General features: G+C 66.2%; 5 protein-coding genes and 1 pseudogene. All 6 read right to left on the reverse strand.

What is annotated here, in order from left to right:
• Positions 1-79: 79 nt before the first annotated feature.
• Positions 80-1,510: an aldehyde dehydrogenase family protein gene (locus VDP74_RS13960; RefSeq protein WP_323000254.1), complete on the reverse strand. Its 1,431-nt coding sequence runs from the start codon at positions 1,508-1,510 to the stop codon at positions 80-82.
• 22 nt (positions 1,511-1,532) lie between these two features.
• Entirely contained in the window at positions 1,533-3,170 is a 1,638-nt protein-coding gene (locus VDP74_RS13965) for a thiamine pyrophosphate-dependent enzyme (protein WP_323000255.1), read from the reverse strand.
• A gap of 17 nt (positions 3,171-3,187) precedes the next feature.
• Positions 3,188-3,931: an SDR family oxidoreductase gene (locus VDP74_RS13970; RefSeq protein WP_323000256.1), complete on the reverse strand. Its 744-nt coding sequence runs from the start codon at positions 3,929-3,931 to the stop codon at positions 3,188-3,190.
• 45 nt (positions 3,932-3,976) lie between these two features.
• Positions 3,977-4,399 (reverse strand): nuclear transport factor 2 family protein, encoded by a 423-nt coding sequence (locus tag VDP74_RS13975; protein ID WP_323000257.1) that lies wholly within the window; start codon positions 4,397-4,399, stop codon positions 3,977-3,979.
• A complete protein-coding gene (locus tag VDP74_RS13980) occupies positions 4,396-6,255 on the reverse strand; it encodes an NAD(P)/FAD-dependent oxidoreductase (RefSeq protein WP_323000258.1) in 1,860 nt (619 codons plus the stop codon). Before VDP74_RS13980 ends, VDP74_RS13975 begins: the two co-directional genes overlap by 4 nt.
• A gap of 174 nt (positions 6,256-6,429) precedes the next feature.
• A pseudogene (locus VDP74_RS13985) lies at positions 6,430-6,636 on the reverse strand (LysR family transcriptional regulator); the annotation flags it as partial.
• Positions 6,637-6,778: the final 142 nt, after the last annotated feature.

Consider the following 6,778-nt stretch of genomic DNA (forward strand, 5'->3'; position numbering starts at 1 on the left):
TCCGCAGCAATAGTAGCAAAGCGCAAACAGCGGCCGTTGCTTGTGCTGGCCGCTGGATTCCGTTCGAGGGCATGCGGTTTCAGTTCTTCATGACCTTGACTGTCTGGATGGAAGTGTATTCCGCAAGTCCGTAATGGCCGAATTCGACCCCGATCCCGGACTGCTTGACGCCGCCGAACGGCGCATCGGGCTGGATGGCGCCATGCTCGTTGACCCAGGCCGTGCCGCATTCCAGGCGCCGGGCGAGCGCCGTAGCCAGGGCGATGTCGTTCGACCAGATCGAACCGCCCAGGCCGTTGGGGTTATCGTTGGCGAGCGCGATCGCCTCGTCGAGGTCCCGGTATTTGATGACTGGCAGGATCGGTCCGAACTGTTCCTCGTCGACCAGGGGCGTACCATTGCTGATGTCGGCGACGATAGTGGGCTCGAAGAAATACCCCGCCCGGGCGATCGCCCGGCCGCCTGTCAGGAGGCGCGCTCCCCGGGACTTGGCATTGTCGGCCAGCGACTGGACGATCTGGCGCTGTTCCTCGTTTTGCAGCGGTCCGAGTTCGGTGCCGTCGGCCATCCCATCGCCGACCACCACGGTTCTGGCCTGGATGGCAAGCTCATCGCAGAGTGCCTCGTAGATGCTTTCATGCACATAGAGGCGTTTCAGGCAGGCGCAGGTCTGGCCGTTATTATGGAAAGCGGCCTTGAAGAGTTTCCGGGCGATGGCCTTGGGGTCCACGTCGGGAAGAACAATGCCGGCATCATTGCCGCCAAGTTCCAGTGTCAGCCGTTTCAGATTGTTCGCGGCGGCGCCCATGATTTTCTTGCCGGTGGGCGTGGAGCCGGTGAAGACGATCTTGTCGATGCCGGGGTGGCCGGCGATCGCCGAGCCGATGCCGCTGCCGTGGGTTCCGATGACGATGTTCAGCACCCCGGGCGGCAGGATGCCGTTGGCGAGTTCGACGAAACGGGCGGTGGCAACCGGGGTGACCTCGGCCGGTTTCAGGACCACGGTATTTCCGGCGCGCAGGGCCGGGATCACGTGCCAGATCGCGATCATCAGCGGCCAGTTCCAGGGCGTGATCGAGCCGACGACGCCCAGAGGCTTGCGGTGTACCTCGATGCGCGCCTCGGCGTTGTCCTGGATGACCTCCACCGGCAGGGACAGGCCGCCGGTGACGCGTGTCCAGGCAATCGCGCCGCCGACTTCCATCTGCGAACCGATGCCGTCGAGCCCGATCAGGGGTTTGCCGCTTTCGAGGGTGAGCAGTTCCATCAGCTCGGCCATGTGGGCTTCGAGCAGATCGGCGAGCTGGCCGATCAGCGCCTGGCGCTGCCCGTCCGGTGTCCGGCTCCAGGCCGGGAACGCGGTCCGCGCGGCCTTGACCGCGGCATCGACGTGGCTCGCGTCGCCGGCGGCGACCCGGGCGAAGGGCGCGCCGGTGGCCGGATTGACGACCTCGAAGGTGGCGGCTCCGGACACGGCGCGGCCGTTGATAGTCATGTCGTATGTGTTCACAGGAAACTCCGTGGGGACAGGGCTAGACGCTCGGGGTGGGCATTAGGAATTCCCATGGCGGCGTCTCCTGGTCCTTGTCGATCGGCACCTCGATCAGGGCCGGGGCGTCGGCGGCGAATGCCCGTTCGAGGGCCTGCGCCAGTTGGGCCGGGGCATGGACGCGCTCGCCTGCGATGCCGAAGCTCTCGGCCAGCTTGATGAAATCCGGGTTGCTCAGTTCGGAGCCGATCGTGCGCCGCTCGAACAGCCGCTGCTGGTCGCGGTAGACGTTGCCGTAGGCGCTGTTGTTGAACACCACGACGACCAGATTGATGCGGTACTGCGCTGCGGTGATCAGGTCCTGGAGTCCGAACAGGAAGCCGCCGTCGCCGGTGATCGAGACGACGCACTTGTCGGGGTTGCCCACCTTGACGCCCAGCGCCGTCGGGAACCCGTAGCCCAGCGTGCCCTGGTGGCCGGCGGTCACGTAGGTGCGCGGCTGGTAGACCGGAAAGCCGTAGAACGACGTGAAGCCGGCCTGGCAGATTTCCTCGACGAAGAACCCGTCGCGCGGCAGCACCTTGCGGATTGCATCGAGGTACTGGACGTGCGGCGTGATCTTCTGGATTTCGGCGTGGGTGCGCGTCTTGACCGCCAGGAATTCCTCGGTCCGGGATGGGCGGGCGCCCTCGTGGCGGCGGATTTCTTCGAGCAGCCCGCGGCTGGCCCGGGCGGCGTCGCCGACGATGCCGACCGCCGGCTTGAGGCGCACCATCTGCACCGGGTCGATGTCGATGTTGATCAACTGGCGCTGCCTGCCCAGGTCCGGCCAGCGGAACCACATCATTTCCAAGCGCGAGCCGATGCCGATGACCACGTCCGTCTCGGCCCAGCGCTTGAAGCCCGCCGCGCAGGTGAGGCCGAGCGGATGCTCGTCGCTGACGATGCCGCGCCCGCCGCGCCAACTGACCACCGGCGCCTGCAGTTGCTCGGCGAGCGCCTGGACCTCAGGGGCGGCGTGCTGGGCGCCGCTGCCAACCATGATCAGCGGGTTGTGGGCCTTCTTGAGCAGCGCGGCGGCCTGGACGATGAGGTCAAGATCGATTTCGGGTTGTGGATAGACGGCTGGCGGCTCGATCGGGGTCACCGGGGCGGTGGCGGTGAAGATTTCCCAGGGCATTTCGACGACCACCGGGCGCGGGCGTCCGCTTTGCAGTTGGCGAAAGGCGCTGTGCATGACCTCGGGCACCTGGCTGGTGTGTTCGATGCGGGCCGACCATTTGGTGAGCGTGCGCAGTGTGGCGAGCTGGTCCGGGAGCTCGTGCAAGTGGCCCATGCCTTTGCCGATGTACTCGGACGGCACCTGCCCCGTGATGCCCAGCACGGGGGCACTGGCCCCATAGGCGGTGCACAGCGCCGCCGTGGTGTTCAGGATGCCGGGGCCGGGCACCACGGAAAAGGCGCCGATCCGACCTGTCGACTTGGCATAGCCCATCGCCATGTAGGCGGTGGTCTGCTCGTGGCGCGGAGTGATGACCCGGATCCGTTTCTGGTTGCGCTGGAGCGCGTCGAACAGGCCGTAGGTCTGGACTCCGGGGATGCCGAACAGCGTGTCCACACCATTGCGGATCAGCGATTGGACGATGGCGTCGCCGCCGGTCATTTTGTTGCCTTGACTCATTTCGATCGACTCCAGATTCAGAAAACGGTCCCGCCGTCCACGAAGATATTCTGCCCTGTGATGAATCCGGCGTCCTCCGAGGTGAGGAAGGCGAGCGTGCCGCACAGGTCCTCGGGGACTTCCGTGCGCTTGATCAACTGGCGTTGGACGACGGCTTCGAACAGCGCCGTGGGCAGTTCCTTTTCCGAGGACGGGGTTCTCGTCAGGCCGGGGGAGATCGCGTTGACGGTGATTCCCTCGGGGCCGAGTTCCGCGGCGAGGCCCCGGACCAGGCCGACGCCGCCCATCTTGGTGGCGATGTACGAGCAGAATCCGGGCATCGGGTTGCCGATGGTGCTGGAGGCGATCTGGACGATGCGGCCGTAGCCGCGGCCGGCCATGTCGGCGGCCAGGATGCGTGCGAGGATCAGCGGGGCTTCGAGATTGATGGCCAGGAAGCGGCGGAAGGCGTTGCGGTCGATCTGCTCCAGCGGTAGCAAGGGCATGTAGGCGGCGTTGTTGACGAGGATGTCGCAGCGTCCGAAGCGGGCGAGGACGCTGGCCGCCAGCCGCTCGACCGCTTCGCCGTCGGCGAGGTCGCAGGGCTCGAAATGGACGTTGCGGCCGGTCGCCAGGATCGCCTCGACCAGGTCGTCGGCGGGCGCCCGGTCGGTGATCGCGATGTGGCAGCCCTCGCGGGCCAGGCGCAGGGCGAAGGGTCCTCCCAGCCCGCCGGCGGCGCCGGTGACGAGGGCGACCCGGTCTTGATGGCTTCGGCTCAAGAAATTCTCCTGGAAATGGGTGTGGTCCGGCGCGCCGGGCGGTCGCTAGTGCGGGATGCCCAGCGAGCGGCGGCGGCCCTGGACGTCGGTATGGACGAAATCGAGGTAGGCGACCTGGATATCGGCAAACCGGCCATCGCGGATGCGGTACATGATGATTCCCGTGTAGTCGAAAGTCTCACCCTGGACGACCGGCCCGAAGAGCGAATCCGGGTCATTCTTCAGGACCTCGAAATGGGTGTGCATCTCGACCGCCAGCGTGTCCGCGTCGCAGACCACGCGCCGGGGGTCCAGGGTTTCCTTCATGCCCGACCAGATCCGGGCGTAGTGTGCCTTCATGGCCTCGACACCGGTATACCGCAGGGTGCCGTTCTGGACCGCCACGTCGGGCGCCAGGTAGTCCTCGAAGGCGCCCGGGTCCCGGGCGTTGAAGCGGCGGATGTAGTCGGCGAAGCGTTTGAGGTTCATGGCTTGTTTCCCTTGCGAAAAGGCAGTGAGGCGAGGAAGGACAGTTGCTTGAGGCCCAGCAGCTTCAGGCCGGCGCGGGCCGAGTCGGCGTCGAGGCGGGCTTCCAGCGGCATCGTGCCGAAGCTCTTGCCCTTGATGATCAGCTCGTTGCCCCGGCGCTTCAGGGACTCGACGTGCATCAGTTCCTCGTTGGCCGCGCCGCGCAGGATCAGGCCCTTCTTGCGGACGGCGTCGACGTTGGCCGGCGTGCCCAGGTCCTGCCGGCTGCCGGCGCTCACGCTGGAGAAATCCATGCCCAGCTGCTCGAACATCTTGATCGCGGTGGCGCGCCCGGCGCCGTAGACGCCGCCGCCCGGATGCTGGAAGGGGCCGGCGAGGTAGAGGCGGTCGACGCCGGGCACCGTGAACTGGCCGAGGTCCGGGGTCGGGCGGTGGCCGGCGCTCTGGTAGAAGTAGGGCGCGACGCCGTGCAGGTCGCCGCGCATCATGCTGTTCGGGCTGGAGCGCTCGTGGTCCGCCGGGGTGACGATGGTGCGTGCCAGGATGTTGTCGCTGGTCAGGTTGGAGACGAACTTGCGGTAGTGCTCCATCGAGAGATCGCCGATCTCTTCCTTGATGTCGTCCCAGTGGCGGCCGGCCCAGCGCTTATCCTTGATGGTGTAGGGCGCGAAGGTGATGCCGTGGAACAGCCCCGCCCCGGGCGGGACCCGGGTCTTGTCGCTGATGCTCTCGTCGCCGCCAGCGCTCAGGCGGCGCTCGGTGATCAGGCCGCGCTTGAGGTCGTCGAAGTCGGCCATCATTTCGTCGAGCCGGTCGGTGGCCATGAGCTCCAGCATCGTCGCGTATCCGACTTCCTCGCCGGCGTAGAACCTGGCGTTCTCCTTGAGGGCGTAGTGGCTGACCATGATCGAGAACGGCGCCAGCGTCGCCTGCTCGGCGCGCCGCATGACGGGCTCGGGCACGTCGTCGACAAATTTGCGGATCACGTGGGGATGGATGGCGCCGATGACCGCGTCCCGGGCCATGATCTGTTCGCCGTCGGTCAGCTGGACACCGACGGCGCGGCCGTCTCGGGTCAGGATCTTGGCGACTTCGGCATCGCAGCGCACTTCGCCGCCATGCGACGTGAGGCAACGAACCAGGGATTCGGTCAGCTTGCCGCTGCCACCGATGGGCTGCGACACTCCGTAGGTGTGGATGATGCCCGGCATCAGCAGGACGCCCATGCCGGTGCCCAACTCGTTCGGACACTGGAGGTTCTCGCTAACCAGGCGCAGCAGATGGATCTTGATCCTATCGCTTTCGTAGCGCTGGTTGACCAGGTCGAGGCAGTCGCGGTTCATGAAGTCCAACATCAGCCGGCCTTCGTCGCTGCGGTCGAGCATCGCCACCAGCTCGCCGAGCGGCGGTGGCGGCGCGTACAGGCCCGGCATGAACATCTGCAGCACCTGCTGGCTGACCTTGACGAAACTGCGGTAGGTGTCCGCGTCTTTCTGGGAGATCCGCGCGAAGCCCTCGCACGTCTTGTCGAGGTCCTTGTAGGTGAAGAGGGCCGTCTGGTCCGGGAAGATCGTGGCGTGGGGAATCGGGGAGTAGCTGTACTCCAGGCCATGCTGGCTGATCAGGCCCAGTTCGTCCTGGCGCAGCATCGGATTGCCCTGGATCATGATGTGCACGCTGCTGTGTTCGTCGTGCCAGTAGCCCGGGATGTTCAGCTGCCGGGTGCTGACGCCGCCGCCGGGATAGGACTTGCGTTCCAGGACCAGCACCTTCTTGCCGGCCTTGGCGAGATAGGCCGCCGCAGTCAGGCCGTTGTGGCCGGCTCCCATGGCGACGATGTCGTATTGACTGCTCATGCCTTCCTGTCTCCCGAATGTGCGGCTGCGGCTTGCCTGTCTCGGCAGCCGATCCGTATTGTTAATCGATACGCTTGTACCGTATTATGGGAGTTATTTCAGACTTGTCAAGCCGCTGAAGATCGCCAGCAGGCATCGGCGACCGTCAGCAGTCGTCGGAGGTGGGGGGCGCGGTATGGTCCGCAGCCGGGGCGTGGGCGCCATCCGCCGCCCGACCGGGACCAGCAGGTTGTCCTGGAAATATTCCCTCAGGCGCGCCAGCGTGCTGCTCATGGCGGATTGGCTCAGGTGCAGGCGCTCGCCCGCGCGGGTCACGTTTTTCTCTTCGAGAAGCACGTTCAGGGCCACCAGCGGGTTCAGATCCAGGCGATTGAAGTGCATTGCGTGCTCGTTTCGTGGCGGTGAGGCCGGCATGCATTCCACCTCCGCAGTGGATGCGTCGTGGCGCCCTAGCCTGGATGGCCGGCGTGGGTGCCGGCGCCGTCGCGGGCCTGCCGCAGCAGCGCCAGCAGTTGCGCCTGCG

The organism is Castellaniella sp. (genome assembly GCF_034674885.1).
GTDB lineage: Bacteria > Pseudomonadota > Gammaproteobacteria > Burkholderiales > Burkholderiaceae_B > Castellaniella.

What these genes read in the sequence shown, in the direction of transcription:
- VDP74_RS13980 (WP_323000258.1), bottom strand. Translation starts at nt 6,255, where the DNA reads ATGAGCAGTCAATACGACATCGTCGCCATGGGAGCCGGCCACAACGGC.
- VDP74_RS13975 (WP_323000257.1), bottom strand. Translation starts at nt 4,399, where the DNA reads ATGAACCTCAAACGCTTCGCCGACTACATCCGCCGCTTCAACGCCCGG.
- VDP74_RS13965 (WP_323000255.1), bottom strand. Translation starts at nt 3,170, where the DNA reads ATGAGTCAAGGCAACAAAATGACCGGCGGCGACGCCATCGTCCAATCG.